Source organism: Streptomyces sp. NPDC052023, assembly GCF_044548465.1.
Classification (GTDB): Bacteria; Actinomycetota; Actinomycetes; order Streptomycetales; family Streptomycetaceae; genus Streptomyces.
Map to the genome: position 1 here is coordinate 116681 of NZ_JBIUBW010000013.1, position 21873 is coordinate 138553.

The following is a 21873-nucleotide window of genomic DNA, read 5'->3' on the forward strand; positions in this document are numbered from 1 at the left end:
GACGACACGTCCCGTCGTCACGGTCACCTTCCGCCCTCGTGGTCGCTGTCGCGTGGGCCGCCCTGCTTGCGGAGGTAGTGGCTGAGCTCGTCCAGTTCGGCCCGGACCTGGTCGATGCGGGCGGGGGCCGGGGGGTGCGGGGGCGCGGTGGGTATCGGTGGCCGCGGGTGGGGGGTGTGCGGGCCGAGCGGGGGGTGGGGCGGCGGCGTCTGGGGCTGCGTCTGGGGCCTGGTCGTCGCGTCGGTGTACGGCTGCCGCGGGTAGCCGTAGGCCTGGGCCGGCGGGGAGGCGTATCCGCCGCCGTGACGCATCTGCTGGAAGTGGCGCACCTCGGCGGCGAGGTAGTACGAGAGCACCGCCACCAGCGTGCCCAGGAGCAGCGCGAGGCCGGTCCAGCCGGCCGGGGTGTGGATCTCGTCCCCGGGTTCCGACCCGAGCAGGACCACGGCGAGGATGTCGATCGCCAGCACGGCCACGAACAGTCCCCAGTCCAGCGAGCGCCGGGTGACGATCGCCAGGCGCAGCATCATCGTCCACGTCAGGAAGCCGAGGCTGAGGACGGAGATCGCCACGAACAGCACACGCACGAGCACCAGCCACGCCGTCGGGGGCGGTTGCTTCACCGGCTGCGTGTAGCCGTGGCCATGCATGGCTGCTCCTGGTGCCTGAAGTGCGGGTACGGGGCAGGCGCCGGACAGCGCCAGCCGTGTGAGGGTCGCTTCGAGCGTATAGCTCGACACCGACAACCCGGCACGGGTTGTACCGAACCGTTGTCACACTGATCACTTCGTACGGGCCCGCGCACCGCTCCCGGGGCGCCGGTGGCTCAAAGAGAGTGCCGCATCCACACATTGGGCTCGACGCAGACCGCGTGGCCGCGCTCCGGCTCGCACCGCACCGGCACCAGGCCCCCGGCGGCTCGGTCGCCCGCCGTGTCGCTTGGCGCTGGGCGGACGCGGGCGACGACCTCGCGGAAGCCGAGGGCACCGGCGTTGTCGCGCATCGCCGCGAGCATCCGGACGGACAGGCCGTGGCCCTGGCGTGCGGGGCGACGACGACCGAGACGGCGCCGACCGTGTCGGGGCGCACCGAGCGGCGCAGGTCGCAGAACGCCCAGCAGAGCACCCGACCTCACCGTGCTCGTCCTCCGCGAACTGCACGTACTGCGGCAGTTCGGCGGCGATCCGCGGGTAGGGGGATCTTCTCCGGCTGCGGGCCTCAGTCCGCGTGGAAGCGGGGCGGCGCCTGCGTGGGGTTGCCGCCGGTGGGCAGTCGCCGGCCGGGGCAGTCGGAGAGGACCTCCGTCATCGCGGACTTCTCGGCGGCCGTCACCCACAGCCCGTACTTCTTCTTCACGGCGACCTGCGCGGCGACGTAGGCGCAGCGGTACGACCGGTTGGGCGGCAGCCAGGTCGCGGTGTCACCGTCTCCCTTGGCACGGTTGGTGCCCGCGTCGACGGCGACGAGGTTCAAGGGGTCGTTGGCGAAGGCGATGCGTTTGCCGGGGTCCCACTGCTGGGCGCCCTTCTGCCAGGCGTCGGAGAGGGCGACCACATGGTCGATGTCCACCTGGCTGCGGCCCCGCGCGAACGTGACGTCCTTACCGGTGTAGGGGTCGGGATCCAGCGTCCCGGACGCCACCTCGCAACTGCCGTCGCTGAACTCCACACTGACGAGGTCCCGTTTGAGGATGTCGTCGCGGGTCCCGCAGTCGTTGGAGTCGGTGTCCGCCCAGGGCGAGCCGAACCGGTCCCGGTCGTAGCCCGTCCTGGGTGCACGCCCCTTCACCGGCAGCGCCTGCGCCGCCGCGAGAGCCGCGCCCCCGCCGGCCGGTGCCTCCGGACTTCCGGTGCCGGTGGCCCCTTCCGTGCACCCCGCCATGACGAACACGACGGCGGCCCACGCGGCCGCCGCCCCACCCCTCAGACGCCCCATGTGCGCCCCACCCCTTGCCGTACTCGATCCGGCCCACTGCGTGGAGACACGGTATCCGTCGAGAGCTCCAGACCATAGGGGGCCTCTTGGGGCATACCCGCCTTTCCCGGCGTATCGTCGGTTCTGGGACACCTCTGGAAGGAGCTCTGGATGGGCATCCTCGACAGGTTCAAGAGCCACAAGGCGGCACAGGACAAAGCACGGCAGATGTCCGACGCCGCGGAGAAGAAGGCCAACGACAGGACGGGCAACAAGTACGAGAGTCAGGTCGACGCCGCCCAGCAGAACATCGAGGGCAGGGCCGGCATGGACCGCGACAGGCCCGAACAGCCGTAGCCAGGACACCCACGGGGGGCAGCCGGTCCGCCCGCGCGGGGCGCTTCGCCCCGGCGGCGGTCCGTCACATGTGAGACGTCACTTGTGAGACGTCACATGTCCGACTCACCCTGTCTGACGGTGCCGTGCCCCGGCCGGCGGTTCAGGACCCCAGCACCGACGCCAGGAACTCCCCGACCCAGCCCAGCAACTCCCGCCCGACCAACGGCTTCCCGCCCACCTTCGCCGTCTTCGGACGCGGCACCAGCACCTGGTGCACGGCCGGCTTGATGACCGTCCCCGGATACAGCCGCTTGACCCGCAGTTCCTGCGACTCACGCAACTCCACCGGCGCGAAGCGGATGTTGTTGCCCTGGAGCACGATCTCGCCCACGCCGCACGCGCGCGCGAGCATGCGCAGGCCGGCCACCAGGAGCAGGTTCTCCACCGGCTCGGGCAACTTGCCGTAACGGTCGACGAGTTCCTCCCGTACGGCCTTGATGTCCTCCTCGGAGTTGGCGGAGGCGATCGCGCGGTAGGCCTGCAGGCGCAACCGCTCGCCCGGCGCGTAGTCGTGCGGGACGTGCGCGTCCACCGGCAGCTCGATCTTGACCTCGAGCGGCGGCTCCTCCTCGATCCCACCGGTCTCCAGCTGCCGCCGGTAGTCCGCGACGGCCTCGCCGACCATCCGGACGTACAGGTCGAAGCCGACGCCCGCGATATGGCCGGACTGCTCGCCGCCGAGGAGGTTTCCGGCGCCGCGGATCTCCAGGTCCTTCATGGCGACGTACATGCCCGCGCCCATCTCGGTGTGCTGGGCGATGGTGGCGAGCCGCTCGTGGGCGGTCTCGGTCAGCGGCTTCTCCGGCGGGTACAGGAAGTAGGCGTAACCGCGCTCCCGGCCACGGCCGACGCGCCCGCGCAGCTGGTGCAGCTGCGACAGGCCGAAGGTGTCGCCCCGTTCGACGATCAGGGTGTTGGCGTTGGAGATGTCGATGCCGGACTCGACGATCGTGGTCGAGACGAGGACGTCGAACTTCTTCTCCCAGAAGTCGACGACGACCTGTTCCAGTGCCGTCTCCGACATCTGCCCGTGCGCCGTGGCGATCCGCGCCTCGGGGACGAACTCGCGCAGCCGGGCCGCCGCGCGGTCGATGGACTCGACCCGGTTGTGGATGTAGAAGACCTGGCCCTCGCGCAGCAGTTCACGGCGGATGGCCGCGCCGATCTGCCGCTCCTCGTAGGGGCCGACGAAGGTCAGCACCGGGTGCCGTTCCTCCGGCGGGGTGGTGATCGTGGACATCTCGCGGATGCCGGTGACCGCCATCTCCAGGGTGCGCGGGATCGGGGTGGCGGACATCGTCAGGACGTCGACGTTGGCGCGCAGCTTCTTCAGCTGCTCCTTGTGCTCGACGCCGAACCGCTGCTCCTCGTCGACGATGACGAGCCCGAGGTCCTTGAACTTCGTCTCCGAGGAGAACAGGCGGTGGGTGCCGATGACGACGTCCACCGAGCCCTCGCGCAGGCCCTCCAGGACCGCCTTCGCCTCGGTGTCCGTCTGGAACCGGGACAGCGCCCGCACGTTCACCGGGAACTGCGCGTACCGCTCGCTGAAGGTCCCGAAGTGCTGCTGCACCAGCAGCGTGGTCGGGACGAGGACCGCCACCTGCTTGCCGTCCTGTACGGCCTTGAAGGCGGCCCGGACCGCGATCTCGGTCTTGCCGTAGCCGACGTCGCCGCAGATCAGGCGGTCCATCGGGACCGACTTCTCCATGTCGTCCTTGACCTCGGCGATGGTCGTCAGCTGGTCCGGCGTCTCCGCGTAGGGGAAGGCGTCCTCCAGCTCGCGCTGCCAGGGGCTGTCCGCGCCGAACGCGTGCCCGGGCGCCGCCATCCGCGCGCTGTACAGCTTGATCAGGTCGGCCGCGATCTCCTTGACGGCCTTCTTCGCGCGCGCCTTGGTCTTCGTCCAGTCCGCGCCGCCGAGGCGGTGCAGCGTGGGTGCCTCGCCGCCGACGTACTTGGTGATCTGCTCCAGCTGGTCGGTCGGGATGTAGAGCCGGTCGCCGGGCTGGCCGCGCTTGGCCGGGGCGTACTCCACGACGAGGTACTCGCGGGTCGCGCCCTGCACGGTGCGCTGCACCATCTCGATGTAGCGGCCCACGCCGTGCTGCTCGTGGACGATGTAGTCGCCCGCCTCCAGGGTGAGCGGGTCGATGGTCTTGCGGCGGCGGGCCGGCATGCGCTGGCCGTCGCGTCCCGCGGCCTTCTGGCCGGACAGGTCGGTCTCGGTGAGCACGGCGAGCCTGAGCGCCGGGTCGACGAAGCCGTGGTCGATCGAGCCGCACGCCACGTGCACCACGGACGGGGAGATGTCGCCCAGGTCGGCGTCCAGCCGGGCCGCGATGCCCTCGCCGCCGAGCACCTCGACCGTACGCGCGGCCGGGCCGTGGCCTTCGGTGACGTAGACCGTGCGCCAGCCGTCGGCGAGCCATCCCTTGGTGTCGGCGAGCGCCTTCGCGGTGTCGCCGCGGTAGGTCTCGGGGGCGTGCATGCCGAGCTTGACGGTGGCGGCGTCCAGTTCCTCGTCGGCGGCGAACGGCGACACCGACCACCACATCATGTCCAGCTCACGCGCCCGGTCACGGACGTCCGCGAGGGACCACAGGGAGGCCGCGCCGACGTCGATGGGCGCCTCGCCGCCGCCGGCGGTGGCCGCCCAGGAGGCCTGGAGGAACTCCTGGGAGGTGGCCACGAGGTCCGCGGCACGCGTGCGTACCCGCTCCGGGTCGCACACCACGGCCATGGAGCCCTTGGGCAGGACGTCGAGCAGGAGTTCCATGTCGTCGACGAGGACCGGCGCGAGAGATTCCATGCCCTCGACGGCGATCCCCTCGGCGATCTTGCCGAGCAGTTCACCGAGCTCGGGGTGCTGCTCGGCGAGGGCACGCGCGCGTGCCCGCACGTCGTCGGTGAGCAGCAGCTCACGGCAGGGCGGGGCCCACAGGCCGTGCTCGGCGACTTCGAGGGAGCGCTGGTCGGCGACCTTGAAGTAGCGGATCTCCTCGACGTCGTCGCCCCAGAACTCGATGCGCAGGGGGTGTTCCTCGGTGGGCGGGAAGACGTCGAGGATTCCACCGCGTACGGCGAACTCGCCACGCTTCTCGACCAGCTCCACGCGCGCGTACGCGGCGGCGGCGAGGGCGTCGACGATCTCGTTCAGGTCGGCGCTCTGCCCGGTCCGCAGCGCCACCGGCTCCAGGTCGCCCAGGCCCTTGACCTGCGGCTGGAGCACGGAGCGCACGGGTGCCACGACGACGGAGACCGGGCCGGTCTCGGGGTCGTCGGGGCGCGGGTGGGCCAGCCTGCGCAGCACGGCGAGGCGGCGGCCCACGGTGTCGCTGCGGGGGCTCAGCCGCTCGTGCGGGAGCGTCTCCCAGGCCGGGTAGTCCACGACGCCGTCCGAGGGCAGCAGCGTACGCAGGGCCGCCGTGAGGTCCTCCGCCTCACGTCCGGTCGCCGTCACCGCCAGCACCGGGCGGCCGCTCTCGCGGGCCAGCGCGGCGACGGCGAAGGGGCGGGCCGCCTGGGGGCCGACCAGGTCGACGTGCGTCCGGTTGCCGTCCGTGGCCGCCTTGATCGCTTCCGCGAGTGCGGCGTCCTTGACGACGGCGTCGAGCAGACCGTGCAGGCTCATTCGGGGTGCTTCCCGTCCGGGGGTGGACAACACAACGGGCCCGACGCGCGCTGCGGGCCGGGGGTCTCCAGGGTACGTCGCCGCCGGGGGTGTCACCCGGGGGAGTGATGAGGCCGGGCCGGAAAGGTCGCACCTCGGGTCGCACGGGGCCGGGCCGGAAAGGGCGGGTCCCGTTGTACACGGGGACGGGCCGGAAGGGCCGGCCCCAGCGCACACGAGGACCGGGCTGCCGCGTGCCGCGTGGGTGTCCGGACGTGAGGGCGCGCGCCGCCCGCCGCCTCGTCGCGGCCCGCACGCGGCCAAAGCCCGCCGCGGCCAAAGCCCGCCGCCGGGAGTCCCCCTGGACTCCCGGCGCCGGGCCCGTCCCCCGCAACCCCCGTATGCGGTGGCTACTCGGTGGCGATGGCGTCGAGGACGTTCATGCGGCCCGCCCGGAAGGCCGGAATCAGGGCGGCGAACAGACCCACGAAGGCCGAACCGATGAACACCGCGCCGATGGTCGGCCACGGAATCTCCAGCACCTTCAGGCCCTCCAGGGCGAGGAGCTGCTGGGCGGTGGCACCCCAGCCCAGGCCCAGTCCCAGGCCCAGCAGGGCGCCGAAGAGGGCGATCACGACCGACTCCAGGCGGATCATGCGACGCAGCTGCCGGCGCGAGAGGCCGATCGCCCGCATCAGGCCGATCTCCCGGGTCCGCTCGACCACCGACAGGGCGAGCGTGTTCACGACGCCCAGGATCGCGACGATGATCGCCAGGGCGAGCAGGCCGTAGATCATGTTCAGCAGCTGCCCGATCTGGTCCTTCAGGGCTTCCTTGTAGTCGGTCTGGTCGCGCACCTTGTACTGCGGGTAGTCGTCCAGAGCCGTCTTCAGCGCCGTGTACGCGGCCGCCTCCTGGCCCTCCTCGGCCGAGGCGAACAGCAGCCTGTCGAGCGGCATCCTGTCGGCGGGGACGTACTTGGCCAGGGTGTCGATCGCCGTGTACATCGCGCCCTGGTCGATCACCGCTTCGCTGCTGGTGATCGCCCGGACCGTCAGCCGGGCCTCGGAACCGTCCTCGAAGTCGACGGCGATCTTGGAGCCGAGGCGGATGCCGTGGTCCTTGGCGTACTCCTCGTGGACGGACATCGAGTCGGGACGGTAGGCGTCGGCCAGGTCACCGGCGACGGTCTCGACCCGCAGGTCCTGCGCGTACGTCGGGTCGGCGGCGGTGATGGCGGTGTCCTTGGACGTCCTGCCGTCCGGGGTGGTGAAGTCGGCCTGCGTCCACTTGTACTCGGTGACGCGGGCCACGCCGTCGGCGTCCTTCACGGCCCGGACCGCCTGCGGGGTGATCAGCTGCCCGGTGTCGGACTGCACGATGAAGTCCGTGCCGACGCTCTTGTCGAGCTCGTCGGTCGCCGAGGCGACCATCGAGGAGCCGACCACGGAGAGGCAGGCCACCAGCGCCAGCCCGATCATCAGCGCCGCGCCCGTGGCGCCGGTGCGGCGCGGGTTGCGCAGCGCGTTGCGCTCCGCCATCCGGCCGACCGGGCCGAACATCCGCAGCACGATCGCGCCGAGCACCCGCACCAGTCCGCCCGCCAGCAGCGGGCCGACGACGACGAAGCCGATCAGAGACAGCACCACGCCCGCGCCGAGCCACAGCGCGCCGCCGCCGGCGGTGTCCGCGGCGGCCGCGAGGTACAGCGCGAAGGCTCCGGCACCCGTCAGCAGCACGCCGAGCACGGCCCGGACGGCGCCGGCCCTGGCGTCGGCCGGTGCGCCCACGTCGCGCAGCGCGGCCATCGGCGAGACCTTGCCGGCACGGCGGGCCGGGAGGTAGGCGGCCAGGACGGTGACCACGACGCCCAGGACGAGGCCGGCGACCGGGGTGGTCCACACGATCGTCAGGTCGTCGGTGGAGAGGTTCATGCCCATGGCGCCCATGAGCTTCATCAGCCCCACCGCCAGGCCGACGCCCGCGGCGACGCCCAGCACGGAGCCGACGACACCGAGCAGCAGCGCCTCGATCAGCACCGAGCGGTTGACCTGTCTGCGGCTGGACCCGATGGCCCGCATCAGGCCGATCTCACGGGTGCGCTGGGCGACCAGCATGGAGAAGGTGTTGATGATCAGGAAGACGCCGACGAGGAAGGCGATCCCGGCGAAGCCGAGCATCGCGTACTTGATGACGCCCATGAACTCCTGGACGTCCTCGGCGTTGGCGTCGGCGACCTCCTTGGCCGTCTGCACCTTGTAGCGGCCGTCGAGGGCGGCGGAGACGTTCTTCTTCAGCTGGGCGTCGCTGACGCCGGCCGCGGCGGTGACGTTGACGTTGGTGTACACGCCCGCGGCGCCGACCAGGGCTTCCTGAGAGGTCCTGGTGTCGAGGTAGAAGATCGCGGCACCGGGGTTGGTGACGGTGAAGTCGGCGATGCCGGAGAGCTTCGCGCGGTGCGTGCCGACGGCGGAGATGATGCCGATCTCGTCGCCGAGCTTCAGGCCGTGCTTGTCGGCCGTGTCGGCGTCGACCATCACCTGACCGGCGCCCTTGGGTGCCGTACCGGAGGTGATGTCCATGGTGCGGGCGTCGTTGGCGTTCCAGTTGCCGACGATGGTCGGCCCGCCGCCGGTCGGGGAGAGGCTGTCCTTGTCGGCGTCGACGACGGTCACCGAGGTCGAGAAGACCGTCCCCTGCGCCGACCGCACGCCGTCCGCCTTGCCGACCGCGTCGACGACGGAGGCCGGCATGACCGGCGGCTTGCCGTTGCCGGCGGTGGTCTCGCCGGTGTCGGAGGAGCCCTTGGCGCTGACGGTGACGTCCGAGGCGGTGGCCGCGAACAGCTTGTCGAAGGTGGTGCTCATCGTGTCGGTGAACACGAGCGTGCCGCACACGAACGCCACCGACAGCAGGACGGCGACGGCCGAGAGGGCCATGCGCCCCTTGTGCGCGAGGAAGTTGCGCATCGAGGTTCTCAGCACGGTCATGACGTGCGCCCCCGGGCGTCGAAGTCCTTCATGCGGTCCAGGACGGCTTCGGCGGTCGGCCGGTGCATCTCGTCGACGATCCGGCCGTCGGCGAGATACAGCACCCGGTCCGCGTACGACGCGGCCACCGGGTCGTGCGTGACCATCACGATGGTCTGCCCGAGCTCGTCCACGGACCGGCGCAGGAAGCCCAGCACCTCGGCGCCCGCGCGCGAGTCGAGGTTTCCGGTGGGCTCGTCACCGAAGATGATCTCCGGCCGGGCGGCCAGGGCCCGCGCCACGGCGACGCGCTGCTGCTGACCGCCGGAGAGCTGGGTCGGCCGGTGCTTGAGCCGCCCGGCGAGGCCGACGGTCTCCACGACCCGGTCCAGCCACGCCTTGTCGGGCTTGCGGCCGGCGATGTCCATGGGCAGCGTGATGTTCTCCAGCGCGTTCAGCGTCGGCAGCAGATTGAAGGCCTGGAAGATGAAGCCGATCCGGTCCCGGCGCAGCCGCGTCAGCTTCTTGTCCTTCAGGCCGGTGATCTCGGTCTCGTCCAGGTAGATCTGCCCGCTGGTGACGGTGTCGAGCCCGGCGAGGCAGTGCATCAAGGTGGACTTGCCGGAGCCCGACGGACCCATGATCGCGGTGAACCGGCCACGGGCGATGTCCACGTCGACATGGTCGAGGGCGACGACGCGGGTCTCCCCGGCCCCGTACGCCTTGACGACCTGCCGCGCCCGCGCGGCTACGGCCGTACGCTCTCCAGTGCCCCCGTGCCTGGGAATGGTTACAGCCGATGTCACCGTATGTCTCCTATGTCGGTCAGCAGTTGACGCGTATGTCACGTCGTGCGAAGCGGTACGCCGATGAGTCTCGCGGCAGCAGGGGGTGCCGTTCGATGGTGCACAGCCCCCTGTTGCCCTGAGGAGAACCCCACCCCCGAAGGTGCGGTGCACCGCCCCCCGGCCGCCTCACCGGCGGCGCCCTCAGCGACGTAAAGCCAGGTTAAGCAGGCCCCGGGCGCCCTTCGTCCTCCGCCGGGACGAGCCCTCCCCGAGCCCTTGTACGGAGAACCCCCTAGGGGCCGTCACCCCCCAGGCGGAGTCCGTCTCGGGGTCGGTCCCCCTTCCGGCCCTCCCAGGCTGCACCCTCCCGTCGCGTGAGGGTCAAGTGGGAAGCTGTCGGAGCAGCAGATAGGTGCAAGGGGAAGGAATCGGCGTGGGCAGCACCGGGCCCGTCGTGCGCGACACCGCACGGCGCACCGCAACCGGCAGACGGGGAGCGGTCGTTGCGGCGCTCATGCTCTCGATGGCGCTGGCGGCGCTCGACTCCACCGTCGTCTCCACGGCCGTACCGCAGATCGTCGGCGACCTGGGCGGCTTCTCCGTCTTCTCCTGGCTCTTCTCCGGCTATCTGCTCGCCGTCACCGTCACCCTCCCCGTCTACGGCAAGCTCTCCGACACCTTCGGCCGCAAACCCGTCCTCATAGCGGGCGCGTCCCTCTTCCTCCTCGGTTCCCTGCTGTGCGCGCTCGCCTGGAACATGGGGGCGCTGATCGTCTTCCGCATCGTGCAGGGCCTGGGCGGCGGCGCCCTCCAGGGCACGGTCCAGACGCTCGCCGCCGATCTGTACCCGCTGCGGGAACGCCCGAAGATCCAGGCCAGGCTCTCCGCCGTGTGGGCGATGTCGGCGGTCGCCGGCCCGGCGGTCGGCGGCGTCCTCGCCGCGTACGCCGACTGGCGGTGGATCTTCCTCGTCAACCTGCCGATCGGTGGCCTCGCCCTGTGGCTGATCGTCCGTCACCTGCACGAGCCGCGGCGCGAGAAGGCCGCACGCGCGCGCGTGGACTGGGCGGGCGCGCTCACCGTGTTCGCCTGCGGCGGGGTCCTGCTGACCGCTCTGGTGCAGGGCGGGGTGGCGTGGCCGTGGCTGTCGGCGCCGTCGATCGCCCTGTTCGGTACGGGACTCGCCCTCGTCGCGCTCCTGGTCGTGATCGAACGCCGGGCGGCCGGGCCGATCATCCCCGGCTGGGTGTGGCGCCGCCGTACGATCGCCGCGGTCAATCTCGCGCTGGGCGCCCTGGGCCTGCTGATGGTGGCACCGGCCGTGTTCCTGCCGACGTACGCCCAGTCGGTCCTCGGCCTCGGTCCGGTCGCCGCCGGGTTCGTGCTCTCCGTGTGGACGTTGAGCTGGCCCCTCTCGGCGGCGTGCAGCCAGCACGTCTACCGGCGGATCGGCTTCCGCAACACGGCCATGCTGGGCATCGGCGGCGCCACGCTGATCCTGCTGGCGTTCCCCCTGCTGCCGTACCCCGGTGAGGCGTGGCAGCCGACTGTCCTGATGCTCCTGCTGGGCGCCGCGCTGGGCCTGTTCCAGCTGCCCCTCGTCGTCGGCGTCCAGTCCACCGTCGGCTGGTCCGAACGCGGGACGGCCACGGCCTCGATCCTCTTCTGCCGCCAGACCGGCCAGACCATCGGCGCGGCGGTCTTCGGTGCCGTCGCCAACGGCGTCGTCGCGGGCCGCATCGGCAGCACGGACCTCGACGCCGTCGCCCACGGCCTGGGCACGGGCGCCGCGTCCGGGACCACCCGGCGGGCCGTCGCGGACGCGGTCCACGCGGTGTACCTGGGCGCCGCGTGCGCGGCCGCGCTCGCCTTCGTCGTCCTGCTCGTCCTCGCGCCGCGCCGCTTCCCGGTCCTCAAGGAGGCCCCCGCCGACGGCTGAGGTCGCAGCGCCGGGCACCGGCAGGGCGGGAGCGCCCCGCGAAGCCGGAGGCGCCTCCATCTGACGAACCCGCCTTCACGCCCAGTCGCGGCGTGGCGCGAGTCCAGCTGCGGCGGCGGGCGGCCACTCCCGCCCCGAAGTCCACGGCGCCCCCGCCCCGCCCACAGCCCCGTCCGCGGCAGCAAGAACTCCGTCGGCCCGGTGATCCTCCTCGCTCCCCCGCCTGGACGGCGTGCGCCGCACCCCTCGGTCAACGCGGGTAACACCGCAGGTCACCCGCCGGACGGCGAAGTAAGCGCATACCGACCGCTCAGTTCGGCCAAAACCTCCCGCGCTTCGTGACCGGCGAGTAGCGTGCGTGACCCGCCCCCCACCTCCCTGCGGTCCGCCGCCACGGACCCGAGCCACGCAAGGAGTCCGGGATGACCCACGACCCGTTCTCGCCGTACCCGCAGCGCCCGCCCGCCTCACCGACGTACCCCACCTACCCCTGGCAGCCGCAGTCGCCGCCCGAACCCGCGCCCCGTCGCGCCCCGTTGCACGCGCCGCTCGGGCACCACAGCGACCTGCGTGTCCTGCGCAGCGCCTACCGCCGGCAGCGGCGGGTGGCGACGCTCACCGCGCTCGGGTACTTCACCCTGTTCCTGGTGCTGTCGGCGTTCACGCCGGGCTTCATGACGGCCGAGGCCGCCGGAGGACTGCCCGCCGGGCTGCTGCTCGCGCTGGCCCAACTGCCCGTGACCTGGCTGGCCATAGCCCTGTACGAGCGCACCGCGCGCGTACGGGTCGACCCGCTCGCGGACCGGATCCGCCGGCAGGCCGCGCTGGACGCCAAGCGGGGGGCGGGACGGTGACCGGTTTCGACGACTCCGCGGAGACGATGTCGCTGGTCGCGTTCACCGTCGTCGCCACCATCACGCTGCTGCTGTGCGTGATGACCGGCCCCGACCGCGACGACCTCGACGAGTTCTACACCGGCTACAGCTCCCTCTCCCCGATGCGCAACGGCCTCGCCATCGCGGGCGACTACATCTCCGCGGCGTCCGTGCTGGGCACCTGCGGGGTGATCGCGCTCTACGGCCACGACGGCATCGTGCTGGCGCTCAGCACGGCGCTGTCGCTGATGCTGCTGATGTTCCTGCTGGCGGAACCCCTGCGCAACGCGGGCCGTTTCACGATGGGCGACGCCTTCGCGCGCCGGATGCCGGGGCGGTGCGTGCGGGTCACCGCGTGCATGGTGACGCTGGCCGCGCTGCTGCCGCTGATGCTGGTGCAGCTCGCGGGCACCGGACAGCTGATGGCGTTCCTGCTCGGGCTCTCCGGCTCAGGGGTGGAGACGGGCTGCATCGTCGGGCTGGGCACCCTGATGATCAGTTACGCCGCGATCGGGGGGATGAAGGGCACCGCGCTCATCCAGATCCTGAAGATCGTGATGCTGCTCGGGTCGGGCGCGGTGGTCGCCGTGCTCGTGCTGGGCAAGTTCGACTGGGACCCGGTGGCGCTGTTCGACGCGGCGGCCGAGCGCAGCGGCGCCGGCACCGCGTTCCTCGGGTCGGGACTCCAGTTCCAGGGCGGGCCCTTCCCCCGGCTCGACATGATCACCGCCGAGCTGTGCGTGGTGCTGGGCGGCGGCTGCCTGCCGCACGTGACCATGCGCATGTACACCGCGTCCAGCGCCCGTCAGGTACGCCGGTCGATGTCCTGGGCGGTGTCCGGCGTCACCCTGTTCGTGCTGATCGTCACCGTCGTCGGGATGGGCGCGACCGCGCTGATCGGCCGCGAGGCCATCACACGGGCGGATCCGCAGGGCAACTCGGCCTATCTGCTCGGCTCGCAGGCGGCGTTCGGGCCGCAGGTGACGACCGGGGAGACGTTCCTGTTCACGGCGGTCACCACGGCCGTGTTCCTGACCGTGCTCGCCTCCGTCGCCGGGATGATCCTGGCCTGCGCCAACTCCCTGGCCCACGACGTCTTCGCCGCCCGCGTCCAGGAGCTGTCCGCCCGCCGCGAGATGACGCTGGCCCGCCTGTCCGCCGTGGCGGTCGGCATCCCGACGATCCTGCTGGCCACCCTGGTGCAGCACCGCAGCCTGCACCCCCTGATAACCCTGTCCTTCTCCCTGGGGGCCTCCGCCATCGCACCCGCCCTGGTCTACGGCCTGTTCTGGCGCCGCTACACCCGCACCGGCCTGCTGAGCACCCTCATCGGCGGCACCCTGGCCGTCCTGGTCCTGATGCCCGGCACCAACCTGGTCTCCGGCTCACCGGTCGCCGCCTTCCCCGAGGCGGACTTCACCTACTTCCCCTTCACCACACCCGGCCTGCTCTCCGTCCCCCTGGGCTTCGCGTTCGGCTGGCTGGGCACGATGGCGTCCGGCCGGCGCAAGGCGGAGGAGCAACGACGGCAGTACGAGGCCGTGGAGGGGTGGATCCTGGCGGGGGCGGTACGCCGCAGGAGGTGACGCGCGCGGAAGGCGGACCGGGCCTTCCACCCACGGTCCCGGGGCGGGCCCCGGCCTCACTCCGCCGGCGCCCGCCCACCCGTGAGCGCGGCGAGGCTGTTGCGTACGTAGTCCATGTGCGCCTGTACGTCGTCCCAGCGCTGCCCGTGCTCGCGCAGCACCCGTTCCGTCTCGCGGGCGATGCCGTCCGCCCGCGCCCTCGCCTCCGCGAGCACCTCGTCGGCCATCACCCGCGCCCGCTCCTGCTCGCGCCCGAGGGCCTGCTCGGCGTCGGCGAAGTCCCGCTCCGCCTCGGCGAGCGCTGCCTCCGCGCGCGCCGCCCGGTCGGCGTGCCGCGCGTCCACGGCCGCGGCGCCCTCCTGGGCCTCGCGTTCCACCGCGGCCCAGCGCCCGGCGTGGTCCTTCTCCTGCTCGGCCAGCCTCGCGGCGGTGCGCTCACGGACCTCGCGCAACGCGGCAAGCGCCTCCGTGCGCCCCTCCTTCACCTCACGCCGGGCGTCGACGCGGATCTCGTCCGCCTCCGCGCGCGCCGCGAGCAGCCGCTGCCGGGCGCGTTCCTCCACCTCCGCCACCAGCGTGTCCGCCTCTTCCTGCGCCGTCCGGCGCAGGCTGTCGGCGTACGCCTCGGCCTGCGCGATCTGCTCGTGCGCCTCGCGCCGCGCCCGCTCCCGCAGCGCCGCGGCCTCGTCCCGCGCCATCTCGAACAGGCGCCGCGCGCCCTCGCCCAGCGACTCGTACGTCTGCGGCGGCAGCTCCGCCAGCGTCTCGCGCAGTTCCTCGGCCTCCTCCTCCATCTCCCGGGCGAGGACGGTGAGACGGGCGGCGCGCTCCCAGGCGGCGTCACGATCGTCGGACAAGGCGGCGATGTACGCATCGACCTCTTCGGGGCGGTAACCGCGCCCCCGTACTGTCACGAAGCCATGCGACACGGATGCGCTGCTCATTCCGGAACCCCTCGAGCGATGTCGATTTAGCGCATATCTTGATGTATCGGACAGAAATGGTCATTATCCGACACTCCGCGCCGGGTGCACCTCGTACACCATCCGGAAAACAGCAAAGGCCGGACCCGGTCACCCGACCAGGTCCGGCCCTCCCCTGAGCGACTAGCGCGACGTACGCGTCACAGCAGCCCGTCCCACATCTGCTCCAGCAGCACCGACCACCAGCTCTCCGGCGAACCCAGCGCCGCCGGATCGATCGCGGCCAGCTGAGCCTGGAAGTCGACGGTCCAGCGGCCCGCCTGCTCCTGGTTCAGCCCGAACCGCAGGCGCCACATCCGGCCGAGCAGCGCCAGACAGCGCACGAACTCCGGCAGCCCGGTGTTCACGAACTGCGGCGGCACCGGCGCACCGCCCGGCCCGGCCTCCACCGGCACGGCCACGATGTTCGCCGTGCCGTACTGCACACAGATCGCCTTGCCGAAGTCACTGCCCATGACGAGGTACGAGCCCGCGTCCGCCGCCGGCTGCACCCCGCGCTCCTGCGCCAGCTCGGCCAGCGTCGGAACCGGCCGGCCCGGCTGGGCCTGCGCCCAGAAGAACGGCCCCATGTCCAGCGGCAGCCCCGCCGCCACCAGCGTGTGCGCCACGACCGGCGGCACACCCTGCCGGGACACCGCGGCCTGCTCGAAGCGGAACACACCCGGCCCGAACGCGCCCGCCAGCTCCTGCGCCACACCCTCCGGCGGAAGCGGCGGCGCCGGCGGCACCGGCATCAGCGGCGCACGCACCGGCGCCGGGCGCGCGGGCCCGTCCGCCACCTGATGCAACTCGCCCTGATGCGCCAGCAGTTGCTGCATCCCCTGCTGCCGGCTCGCGTGATCCGTGCCGTACGGGGCGATGCTCGTGATCCGCGCCTGCGGCCACTGCTCGCGGATCATCCGCGCACAGTACGCACCCGGCAGCTCGCACGACTCCAACTCGGTGTGCAGCTCCAGCACCTGGTCCGGCGGTACGTTCATCGCCCGCAGCTCATGGAAGATCTGCCACTCCGGGTGCGGCGTACCCGGCGCCGAACGCCGGATCAGCTGCTGCTCCGAACCGTCGTGCGCGCGGTAGCGCAGGACGGCCTGATAGCCCGGCCCGACCGTCGGCTGACCCTGCTGCGGATAGCCGTACGCCGGCGGCGGCCCGGGAACCGGCTGCCCGGGCATGGGCCCGCCGGGATGCGCGGGAACGGAAGGCGGCGGCATCGCACCCGGCCCCGGAGGCATCGGATGCGCGGCACCCGGAGGCATGCCCGGAGCACCCGGGGCCTGCGGGGGCGGAGGCGTGCCCGGGCCACCGACGGCGGGACCGGCCAGCATCGTCTCCGCGTGGTGCACCGCACCCTGCGCGCCCCCGGCCGAACCCTGCGCGCCAGGAGCGCCCGGCGGCTGCGGAGCACCCGGAACACCTGGAACGCCCGGCGGCCGCGGAGCACCCGGGGCATGGGGGGCATGCGGGGCACCCGGAACACCCGGCGGCTGCGGCGCGCCGGGAGGCCCCGCCGCGCCCCGGCCCGGCCCCGACTGCCCGGGGTCGGCCAGCATCGTCGCGGCGTGGTGGACACCACCCGGCGGCGTACCGCCGGGCGCACCCGGGGCTCCCGGCGGGCCCGGAGGGTTCGCCGGGCCGGGCGGCGTCGGGGCACCCGGCGCCTGCGGCGCACCCGGACCGGCCGCAGGTCCCCCAGGACCGTCGGGCCCGAGCGCCGACACAAGCTGGGTGGGCACGTACCCACCCGCCGGCGTACCCGGCGTACCGGGCGGTGGAGGCGTACTCCCCTGACGTGCTCCCGGCACACCCGGAGCACCCGGCGGCGGAGGCGGCGTCGCGCCCCCGCCCCGCGGCCGGCGCGGCGGGGGCGCCGCCTTGCTCGTCGCGGCGTCGGCGATGTCCCCGGCGTTCGCAGCGAGCGGCTGCCCCGGAGCCCCGTGCGGGGGCGTCGCCGAACCCGGCACCGGCGCACCGTGCGGAGGCGTACCGGGCGCCGCCGGAGGCGTCGGCGTACCCGGCGCCGCCGCGCCACCCACCCCCTGCGGGTACCCGTACGTCTGAGCCGGCGGCGCCTGCGCGGGCACACCCGCCCCCCGCGAACCACCCTCATCGACCACCGGCGCGATCGCCGTGGGCGGAAGCTGACTTCCCCCCGCCAGCAACGCCGTCTGCGCCTCCGGAGGAGTCACCCGCGACTCCTCCTCACCGCCCTCACCCAACGGCGGCGCGAACACCGTCGCGGGCAGCGGCACCGAACGGTCCTCACCCACGTCCGCGTTGGTGTCCGTCCCGGCCCACGGAGTCGCCCCCGCGGGCGCCGCCGGCGCACCGGACCCACCGTGCGCCCCCGAACCCGTCCCGGACTCCGGCGACGGCGCGCTCTCCTCAGCGCCGGCGGCCGCGGGCCAGGCCGCACCGCTCCCGCCGTCGGCGCCCGGCCGGCCCGCACCGGAGTCACCCCCGGCAGCGGCAGCCCCACCACGCCGGTCCGGAATGCCCAGCTTGTCGGCCGCCTCCTGCAACCACTCCGGCGGACTCAGCAAGAACGACGTCTGGTTCAGATCCACCCGCGCCGCGGGCGCGGCCACCGGCTCGGAAACCCCCTGAGGGCGGCCGTACTCCTCCTCGTACCGCCGGACGACCTCGCCCACCGGCAGCGACGGCCACAATGTGGCCTCCCCGCTGTCCCGCGCGATCACCAGCCGCTGCGTGCCCCCGTCCGAACGCGGGCCGTCCGGGCGGTCCTCCGCCCACACCACGAACCCGAGCTCGAACTCCCGCACCCGCACCTCACGATGCTGATACGCCGGCACATCCCCGTTGATCCACTCCTCGGCGCGCTCCTGCGCCTGCGCGAAGGTCACCATCGTCGACTCACTCCCCCAAGGACACCGAGGACGAGACGTCGACCGCCCGCGCGAAACCGCCGTCCACCATCAGATTCGCCACCGTGTCCAACTCCGGCGGAGACCCGGCCAACCGCGACAGGAAGACATCGAAATCCTCCCCGCACGGCAACAACAACCGCTCCACCCGCTCCGCGGGCGGCACCGAAGGATCCGTGTCCCGCGCGTCGTCGTACGCGCAGAACCACACCGAACCGATCCGCTCGCCCTTCACCTTCACGGCCAGCAGACCGCCCTGCACGAACCCGACACCCAGGAAGTCCTTGGTGAGATGGTCACGCAGACACTTGTTCACGTACACCAGGTCGTTGACCGCCGCCTCGTCCCGCACCGTGAAGAACGGCTGGTCGACCAGCAACCCCAACTCCGCGTCCAGCGCCGTCCCGACGGGCGCACAGCCACCCGCCGCCTTCAGGAACGAACGGTACGCACCCGGCAACCGGTACCCGAGATCCTCCTCGACCCCCAGCACCTGCGACTCCGTCACCGCCAGCCCCTGCTTCGGCAACCCGAAATGCGCCGGGCGCGTCTCCTGCAACGGCCGCGTACCCCGCTTCGTCTGCTCCACCACCGCCGTCGCGATCCCGCCGTGATGCCGCAGCAAGGCCTTCACCTCGACCGGCACCAACTCCAGCCGCCGCGTACCCACCACGTGATGCCACGTCCACCCGTGCGGGGTCGCCACCGGCGCCACCGTGTCCCACAGGTCGTGCCCGGACGCCGACAGCGCCGCGTTCGCCGACACGTAGTCCGTCAGCCGCAGCTCGTCCACCCCGAAACCGGCCGGCGGATCCGCGATCTCCGCCGCCGCACGCGCGTAGGGCGAGAAGTCGGGATAGCCGTGCTCGTCCACCCGTACCCCTCCCGGGTGACGGGCCGCCCGGACCGGATCCGGGAAATGCACGACCTGCCCGGCGTAGGCCGCGTTCGGCGGCGCGGCTTGTCCCCCGGCCTGGCGGCCGGGAGGCGCCCCCAGCCCGAGCCGACCTGTCGTCATGGCGGTTGCCCCCTGCGGCACTCTGGTACGACCCATAGCAGACCCTCTGAACTCTTCGGCCCGCTACGCCCCGTATCGACTGTCTCCAACGCGTTGCCCGCGCATAGTGGTGCCGACAGCCTATGCCGTACGACGAAACCGGTCACCGGCGCACGTCACAGCACCGGAAACGCTCACTCCGCCCACGGTGACCAGCCGTCACCCCACCGTGACGACCCGCCCCGTCCCGGGCGTGTCGCGGCGCCCCAGCTTCCGCACAGGCCACGGCATTTGGCACTCTGTGTCCGCCGGGGGGATGCACGGGAGGGGAAATACGATCATGAACGCTACGCAAACGGGACCACACGCCGGCACATCCGGCGACCCCCGCATCGGCTGGAGCGCCACCGACACCCGCCCCGCGCCCGCCCTCCGCCACCGCCGCGACGGAATACTCCCGACCGTCGCCGCCGCCCTCTCCGTCCGCGGCGCCACCCTCACCGGCACCGCCGCCCGCGGCGACCAGCCCCCACCCCTGCACCCCCTCGTACAGGACTTCCTCGACACCCTCACCAGCGCCCAACGCGACCGCTTCACCGGCCGCTGCGCCGAAGCCATCCTCATCTCCCGGCACATCACCGCCGCCGACGCCGCCCGCAGCAAACGCGCCGCCCGAAAACCCATGACCAACGGCGAAGCCCGCAAAGCCCTCAAGCAGGCCAAGCTCACCGCCCGCCACATCCGCGAGGACGGCGACCCCCTGCACGGCAGCTTCGCCGCCCCGTGCCGCGCCTGCACCGCCCTCACCGCCCACTTCGGCGTCCGCGTCGTCGACCCCACGACGGACGACTGACGAACCACCGGCCGACCGCCGCACGGACTGCACACCGACAGACGGCCCCCCGCCGAGAAGACCGACCAGCCGGGCGTTCCCCTCACTTCACGAGCCACCACACGCACCACTGGCACCACACGCACCACAGCACACACGCCGCACAACGAACGAAGGGCCGATGCACACCGACCGCACCTCGACCACCCGCTTCGCCGTACCCGTCGACGCCGCCCTGCGCGCCGCCGGCTGGCAACCCGGACGCTGGGACATCAAACAAGCCGAGATCTGGGCCGACACCCTCCGCGAACACACCTCACCAGCCGGCCACCGGCACGCCGTCTTCCCCGCCGCGGTCGAGGCCTGGGCCGAATTCGGCGGCCTGCACATCGCCCCCACCGGCCCCGGACGCCAGATCGCGCCCGCCCACCTCCACCTGGACCCGCTGCACGGCCTCCACATGGCCCGCACCCTCGGCGACCTCGGCCGCGCCCTCGACACCGAAGTCAGCCCCCTCGGCGCCGAACCCGACACCCAGTCCCTGCTCGCCATCGACACCGAAGGCCGCGTCTACGCCCTCGACCACACCGGCGACTGGTACCTCGGCCCCGACATCGACACAGCACTCACCGGCCTCGCCTCCGGCGCGGAACCAGTACGCCTGACAGCCGCCTGACAGCCGCCCGGCACCCCGGCCCCCACACCCGGCCTACGACGCCGGAATCACCGCAGACACCCGGAAACCTCCCGCGTCCGTCGGCCCGGACACGAACACCCCACCGAGGCCGACGACCCGCTCCCTCATCCCCACCAGCCCATTACCCCCCGAAGGCAACCGGGCCGAGGACGCCGACGACACCTCCGGCGGCGGGCCGTTCTCCACCTGCATCGCGATCTCCGACACCCGGTGCGCCAACCGCACATGCGTCTTCGCCCCCGCCGCATGCTTGTGCACGTTCGTCAGCGCCTCCTGCACCACCCGGAACGCCGTCTGCTCCACCGCCCGCGCATACCCCCGCGACTCCCCCTCCACCGACAGCTCCACCACCATCCCCGCGGCGGCAGACTGCCCGATCAACTCGTCCAGCCCGGACAGACCGGGCCCCTCCCCCACCACACCCTCGCCGTCCGCACCCGCACGCGAAGCCGCCGCCGCAGCCGCCGCAGCCACCCCCACCGCCACCAACGGCACCGACGCCCGCTCACGCCGCCCCGCACCACCCTCACCGCTGCGCAACACCCCGAGCATCTCCCGCAACTCGGTCAGCGCCTGCCGCCCCATATCACCGACCAGCGCCGCGTTCTTCACGGCCTTCTCCGGATCCTTCCGCGCCACAGCCTGCAACGCGGCAGCGTGCACCACCATCAGACTCACCCGATGCGCGACCACGTCGTGCATCTCCCGCGCGATCCGCGTCCGCTCCTCGTTCCGCGCCCACTCGGCCCGCTCCTCCGCCCGCTCCGCGAGCAACTGCAGCTCCCGCTCCAAACTGTCCGCGCGCTCCCGAAGGCTCTCCATCAGCCGGCGCCGCGCACCCACATACAGACCCAGCAGCAACGGCGGCGCGGTCACACCCAGCGACGCCGTGATCGAAACGAAGGGCACGACCCACTCGCCGATCCCCACATCCCCCCGCGCCATGTCCTGCTGCGCCCGGACGAACGTCACCACCAGCGTGCCCACGAGCGACATCCCCGCCAGCGCCGTGATGATCCGGCGCGGCAGCTCCGACGCGGCAAGCGTGTACAGGCCGACGATCGTCAGCAGAAAGCCCATCTGGGCCGGCGAGATCGCGATCGACACCAGCACGACGGCTATCGGCCACATCCGGCGCAGCAGCAGCGTCGAACCGGCCAGCACACCGAAGACGACACCCGCCGCGACCGGAAGCCCCGCGTCCCGCGCGAACGGCACGCCCTCGGCGCCGCACTCGACCGCGGACAGCAGCGCCAGCGTCCCGTCCAGTACGGCGCTACGCCACCTCGCCCACCACCAGGGGCCGGTCAGGCCCTCGGCGCGCTCTTCCCCCGTCGTGGTCATGCCCTCCAGCCTACGGGCGGTGGCCTTCGCTTTTCCGGCGAGTTTCGAGGACTTG

At 72.5% G+C, this 21873-nt stretch carries 16 protein-coding genes; 6 read left to right on the forward strand and 10 right to left on the reverse strand.

Annotation, left to right across the window (positions count from 1 at the left end; all coding sequences use genetic code 11):
* Positions 1–23: 23 nt before the first annotated feature.
* From ACIHCM_RS24880 to ACIHCM_RS24890, 3 genes are all read right to left on the reverse strand, one after another.
* Positions 24–650, reverse strand: coding sequence for a hypothetical protein (locus ACIHCM_RS24880; RefSeq protein ID WP_399899681.1), 627 nt, complete (start codon positions 648–650; stop codon positions 24–26).
* Positions 651–826: 176 nt separating this feature from the next.
* Positions 827–1003: a hypothetical protein gene (locus tag ACIHCM_RS24885; protein WP_399899683.1), complete on the reverse strand. Its 177-nt coding sequence runs from the start codon at positions 1001–1003 to the stop codon at positions 827–829.
* 215 nt (positions 1004–1218) lie between these two features.
* On the reverse strand, positions 1219–1935 hold the full coding sequence (locus tag ACIHCM_RS24890) for an HNH endonuclease family protein (RefSeq protein ID WP_399899685.1): 717 nt from the start codon (positions 1933–1935) through the stop codon (positions 1219–1221).
* A gap of 150 nt (positions 1936–2085) precedes the next feature.
* Here ACIHCM_RS24890 and ACIHCM_RS24895 point away from each other — a divergent pair, with 150 nt between their 5' ends.
* Entirely contained in the window at positions 2086–2271 is a 186-nt protein-coding gene (locus ACIHCM_RS24895) for an Rv0909 family putative TA system antitoxin (RefSeq protein ID WP_399899688.1), read from the forward strand.
* A 142-nt stretch (positions 2272–2413) separates the two neighbouring features.
* Here the strand turns inward: ACIHCM_RS24895 and mfd are convergent, their stop codons facing one another.
* The 3 genes from mfd to ACIHCM_RS24910 all read right to left on the reverse strand — a co-directional run bounded on the left by mfd (position 2414) and on the right by ACIHCM_RS24910 (position 9701).
* On the reverse strand, positions 2414–5947 hold the full coding sequence (gene mfd / locus ACIHCM_RS24900; RefSeq protein ID WP_399899691.1) for a transcription-repair coupling factor: 3534 nt from the start codon (positions 5945–5947) through the stop codon (positions 2414–2416).
* A 389-nt stretch (positions 5948–6336) separates the two neighbouring features.
* Positions 6337–8916 (reverse strand): ABC transporter permease, encoded by a 2580-nt coding sequence (locus ACIHCM_RS24905; RefSeq protein WP_399899694.1) that lies wholly within the window; start codon positions 8914–8916, stop codon positions 6337–6339.
* Positions 8913–9701: an ABC transporter ATP-binding protein gene (locus ACIHCM_RS24910; RefSeq protein ID WP_393109377.1), complete on the reverse strand. Its 789-nt coding sequence runs from the start codon at positions 9699–9701 to the stop codon at positions 8913–8915. Before ACIHCM_RS24910 ends, ACIHCM_RS24905 begins: the two co-directional genes overlap by 4 nt.
* 415 nt (positions 9702–10116) lie before the next feature.
* Between ACIHCM_RS24910 and ACIHCM_RS24915 the strand changes: the two genes are divergently transcribed.
* The 3 genes from ACIHCM_RS24915 (at position 10117) to ACIHCM_RS24925 (ending at position 14083) form a co-directional block, all read left to right on the forward strand.
* On the forward strand, positions 10117–11622 hold the full coding sequence (locus tag ACIHCM_RS24915) for an MFS transporter (RefSeq protein WP_399899698.1): 1506 nt from the start codon (positions 10117–10119) through the stop codon (positions 11620–11622).
* Positions 11623–12044: 422 nt separating this feature from the next.
* Positions 12045–12476: a DUF485 domain-containing protein gene (locus ACIHCM_RS24920; protein ID WP_399899700.1), complete on the forward strand. Its 432-nt coding sequence runs from the start codon at positions 12045–12047 to the stop codon at positions 12474–12476.
* A 26-nt stretch (positions 12477–12502) separates the two neighbouring features.
* A complete protein-coding gene (locus tag ACIHCM_RS24925) occupies positions 12503–14083 on the forward strand; it encodes a cation acetate symporter (protein ID WP_399899879.1) in 1581 nt (526 codons plus the stop codon).
* 56 nt (positions 14084–14139) lie between these two features.
* Here the strand turns inward: ACIHCM_RS24925 and ACIHCM_RS24930 are convergent, their stop codons facing one another.
* The 3 genes from ACIHCM_RS24930 to ACIHCM_RS24940 all read right to left on the reverse strand — a co-directional run bounded on the left by ACIHCM_RS24930 (position 14140) and on the right by ACIHCM_RS24940 (position 18966).
* Entirely contained in the window at positions 14140–15027 is an 888-nt protein-coding gene (locus ACIHCM_RS24930) for a cellulose-binding protein (protein ID WP_399899703.1), read from the reverse strand.
* Between the two features lie 179 nt (positions 15028–15206).
* On the reverse strand, positions 15207–17930 hold the full coding sequence (locus tag ACIHCM_RS24935) for an SUKH-4 family immunity protein (protein ID WP_399899706.1): 2724 nt from the start codon (positions 17928–17930) through the stop codon (positions 15207–15209).
* Between the two features lie 7 nt (positions 17931–17937).
* On the reverse strand, positions 17938–18966 hold the full coding sequence (locus ACIHCM_RS24940; RefSeq protein WP_399899710.1) for an SMI1/KNR4 family protein: 1029 nt from the start codon (positions 18964–18966) through the stop codon (positions 17938–17940).
* Between the two features lie 319 nt (positions 18967–19285).
* Here ACIHCM_RS24940 and ACIHCM_RS24945 point away from each other — a divergent pair, with 319 nt between their 5' ends.
* The gene (locus ACIHCM_RS24945) at positions 19286–19798 is read left to right on the forward strand and encodes a YwqJ-related putative deaminase (protein ID WP_399899713.1); all 513 of its coding nucleotides are present in this window, start codon (positions 19286–19288) and stop codon (positions 19796–19798) included.
* A 160-nt stretch (positions 19799–19958) separates the two neighbouring features.
* Entirely contained in the window at positions 19959–20453 is a 495-nt protein-coding gene (locus ACIHCM_RS24950; protein WP_399899716.1) for an SUKH-3 domain-containing protein, read from the forward strand.
* Positions 20454–20486: 33 nt separating this feature from the next.
* Here ACIHCM_RS24950 and ACIHCM_RS24955 read toward each other — a convergent pair whose 3' ends face one another.
* Positions 20487–21818, reverse strand: a complete 1332-nt coding sequence (locus ACIHCM_RS24955) for a sensor histidine kinase (RefSeq protein ID WP_399899719.1) — start codon at positions 21816–21818, stop codon at positions 20487–20489.
* Positions 21819–21873 lie beyond the last annotated feature (55 nt).

Excerpts from the sequence above, each read along its gene's own strand:
- ACIHCM_RS24885 (WP_399899683.1), bottom strand. The coding sequence starts at position 1,003 with ATGCGCGACAACGCCGGTGCCCTCGGCTTCCGCGAGGTCGTCGCCCGC.
- ACIHCM_RS24925 (WP_399899879.1), top strand. The coding sequence starts at position 12,503 with ATGTCGCTGGTCGCGTTCACCGTCGTCGCCACCATCACGCTGCTGCTG.
- ACIHCM_RS24930 (WP_399899703.1), bottom strand. The coding sequence starts at position 15,027 with ATGAGCAGCGCATCCGTGTCGCATGGCTTCGTGACAGTACGGGGGCGC.
- ACIHCM_RS24945 (WP_399899713.1), top strand. The coding sequence starts at position 19,286 with ATGAACGCTACGCAAACGGGACCACACGCCGGCACATCCGGCGACCCC.
- ACIHCM_RS24950 (WP_399899716.1), top strand. The coding sequence starts at position 19,959 with ATGCACACCGACCGCACCTCGACCACCCGCTTCGCCGTACCCGTCGAC.
- ACIHCM_RS24890 (WP_399899685.1), bottom strand. The coding sequence starts at position 1,935 with ATGGGGCGTCTGAGGGGTGGGGCGGCGGCCGCGTGGGCCGCCGTCGTG.
- ACIHCM_RS24895 (WP_399899688.1), top strand. The coding sequence starts at position 2,086 with ATGGGCATCCTCGACAGGTTCAAGAGCCACAAGGCGGCACAGGACAAA.
- ACIHCM_RS24935 (WP_399899706.1), bottom strand. The coding sequence starts at position 17,930 with ATGGTGACCTTCGCGCAGGCGCAGGAGCGCGCCGAGGAGTGGATCAAC.
- ACIHCM_RS24920 (WP_399899700.1), top strand. The coding sequence starts at position 12,045 with ATGACCCACGACCCGTTCTCGCCGTACCCGCAGCGCCCGCCCGCCTCA.
- ACIHCM_RS24955 (WP_399899719.1), bottom strand. The coding sequence starts at position 21,818 with ATGACCACGACGGGGGAAGAGCGCGCCGAGGGCCTGACCGGCCCCTGG.
- ACIHCM_RS24905 (WP_399899694.1), bottom strand. The coding sequence starts at position 8,916 with ATGACCGTGCTGAGAACCTCGATGCGCAACTTCCTCGCGCACAAGGGG.
- ACIHCM_RS24880 (WP_399899681.1), bottom strand. The coding sequence starts at position 650 with ATGCATGGCCACGGCTACACGCAGCCGGTGAAGCAACCGCCCCCGACG.
- mfd (WP_399899691.1), bottom strand. The coding sequence starts at position 5,947 with ATGAGCCTGCACGGTCTGCTCGACGCCGTCGTCAAGGACGCCGCACTC.
- ACIHCM_RS24940 (WP_399899710.1), bottom strand. The coding sequence starts at position 18,966 with ATGACGACAGGTCGGCTCGGGCTGGGGGCGCCTCCCGGCCGCCAGGCC.